This window comes from Pseudomonas sp. (genome assembly GCF_050739995.1).
Lineage (GTDB): Bacteria > Pseudomonadota > Gammaproteobacteria > Pseudomonadales > Pseudomonadaceae > Aquipseudomonas.
In genome coordinates this window covers 1-2,361 of the sequence record NZ_JBOICG010000642.1, presented here as the reverse complement: position 1 = coordinate 2,361, position 2,361 = coordinate 1, and the positions used below count along the sequence as shown (strand labels likewise).

Below are 2,361 nucleotides of genomic sequence, written 5' to 3'. Positions count from 1 at the left end.
GCCACCCAGTGCGCCGACATGCAGTTCATAAATCACCGCTTCATGCCAGGGCCGACCTTGCCACTGGCTATTGCGCCAGGGGTAGGCCAACGGGTCGACGACCCGGCTCCAACCATGGACGTCCGAGGCTTGAGCCCTGGACGCCGGGTCGGGAACGTCGGTTTCACCGTCGATGTTGTAGCGATAGCAAGTGCCTGCCGGGCACTTGATGTCTACTTCGAACCAGCCCTCTGCCTGGGGCAGCATGGCGATGGACTTTGCGTCTTTGAATTCGACGCTGACATAAAACGCGTCTGGCGCCCACAAGGCAAAACGCGTGTGTTGCGCGTCCAGCATGATTGCGCCGTGGGGCCAGGTTTCCAGAGTCCGTGAGGGCATCTGTGAAGACCTCCCTTGATTATTTAGCCGACTTCCCCTGGGCCTTGGCCACCAGTTGCTCGTAGAGTTCGGCGTAGGGTTCCACCGCCTGGCACCAATTGAACGGTTGGGTCATGGCACGGCTGCGCATGGCGTTGAGCAAGCCGGGGTAGGCAAACACTTTGAAGGCGCGCGCCAGGGCCGCTTCGTAGCTGGCCACCGTGGACTCGTTGAACAGGAAGCCGGTCACGCCGTCTTCGATGGTGTCTGCCAGGCCGCCGGTATTGCGCGCCACCGGCAGTGAGCCGAAGCGCTGGGCGTACATCTGGCTCAGGCCGCAGGGTTCATAACGCGACGGCATCAGCAGGAAGTCGCTGCCGGCGAACATGCGGCGGGCGTCGGTTTCGTTAAAGCCGATACGCACCCCGACCTGTCCGGGGAAGCGCAGGGCCAGCTCGCGCATGGCCTGTTCTTCTTCCGGCTCCCCGCGCCCGATAATGGCGATCTGGCCGCCGTTTTCGACGATAAAGCTGGCAACGGCTTCGGTGAGGTCCAGGCCTTTCTGATAGACCAGGCGTGAGACCACGGCGAACAGCGGGCCGGTGGAGTCGTGCAGGCCGAACAGGTGGCGCACGTGGGCAGCGTTGATGGCCTTGCCTTCCCAGTCGCCAATATTGAAGTTGTGGGTCAGGTGGGTGTCGGTGGAGGTTTCCCAGCTTTCGTCTATCCCGTTGGGAATGCCACTGAGCAAGCCTTGCTGGGTCTTGCTGGCCAGGAAGCCGTCAAGGCCGCAGCCGAATTCGGGGGTGGTAATTTCCTGCGCATAGGTCGCGCTCACGGTGGTGATATGGCTGGCGTACGCCATGCCCGCCTTGAGGAACGACATTTTGCCGTAGAACTCCATGCCTTCCTGTTGCAGGGCATGGGGCGGAATCCCCAGTTCCGGGGTCGACGCCAGGCTCACGACCCCCTGATACGCCAGGTTATGAATGGTGAACAGGGTCGGCGTACGTGACCCGCGCCAGTGCATGTAGGCCGGCGCGAGACCGGCTGGCCAGTCATGGGCGTGCACCAGGTCAGGGCACCAGTGGATCTGCGCGAGGTTGGCCGCCATGTCGGCGGCGGCCAGGCCCAAGCGGGCGAAACGAATATGGTTGTCCGGCCAGTCACGACCGTTATTGGCGCCGTAGGGCGTGCCTTCACGCTCGTAGAGCTCGGGGCAGATCAGCACGTAGATGACCAGGCCATCCTTGAGGTCCATGCGCCCGATCTTGCACGGCGGCAGCGCGGCGTGGCCACCCAGCTCACCGATGATATGGATCGGGTTGTCACTCTCCATCACCTGCGGATAACCCGGGATCAACACCCGCACATCGTGCAAGTGGGCCATGGCACGGGGCAGGGCCGCGGACACATCGCCCAAGCCACCGGTCTTCACCAGGTCGGCGAATTCTGAGGTGACAAACAGGACTTTTTTGCGATTGGGGTTCTGACTCAAGACCGGCCGCACTGTGTTGAGGTCAACTAAAGAGGTCGCCCCGCCAACAGGCTGACTAACACGTTCTCCCTGAATACTTGAAGCAGCACTGATCATAGTTCTCTCCACGTGTTGGTCGGCTAATGGCCCGCTGCCACTAGCTCCGTTGGCCGCATCCTGCGGCCACGCGCACAAGCGCTGTACAGACTCTGGCAAGGCTTATGCCAGTTGTACGGTTGGCAGAAACAGATTGGATGGACGGGCATCTGGCCAGGGCCAAGCGTGCGCGCCGTACCTTAAAACTTGACCAATGGCCGAGTTGAAAAGTTTAGATTTTTTGCGGGGTTTTTGTTTTCGAACGGACCCATCAGTCATGAGTCTAGGACAGATCCTAGAGCCCGTAAGGTTTTTGGAAGGATTTTGTAGGACAAAAAGCTTGTAACCACAAATGCGATGGTTATGAGCAGGGCTGTAGTGAGCAGGCTTGCCCTGCGCAGGAGTGCGAAGCGCTCCCTTTGCGGTCGCGC

General features: G+C 60.8%; 1 protein-coding gene and 1 pseudogene. Both read right to left on the bottom strand.

What is annotated here, in order from left to right; translation table 11 throughout:
• Positions 1–378: pseudogene (locus ACRESD_RS21665) on the bottom strand (malto-oligosyltrehalose trehalohydrolase); the annotation flags it as partial.
• A gap of 19 nt (positions 379–397) precedes the next feature.
• A complete protein-coding gene (glgA, locus tag ACRESD_RS21660) occupies positions 398–1,951 on the bottom strand; it encodes a glycogen synthase GlgA (protein WP_431752774.1) in 1,554 nt (517 codons plus the stop codon).
• Positions 1,952–2,361: the final 410 nt, after the last annotated feature.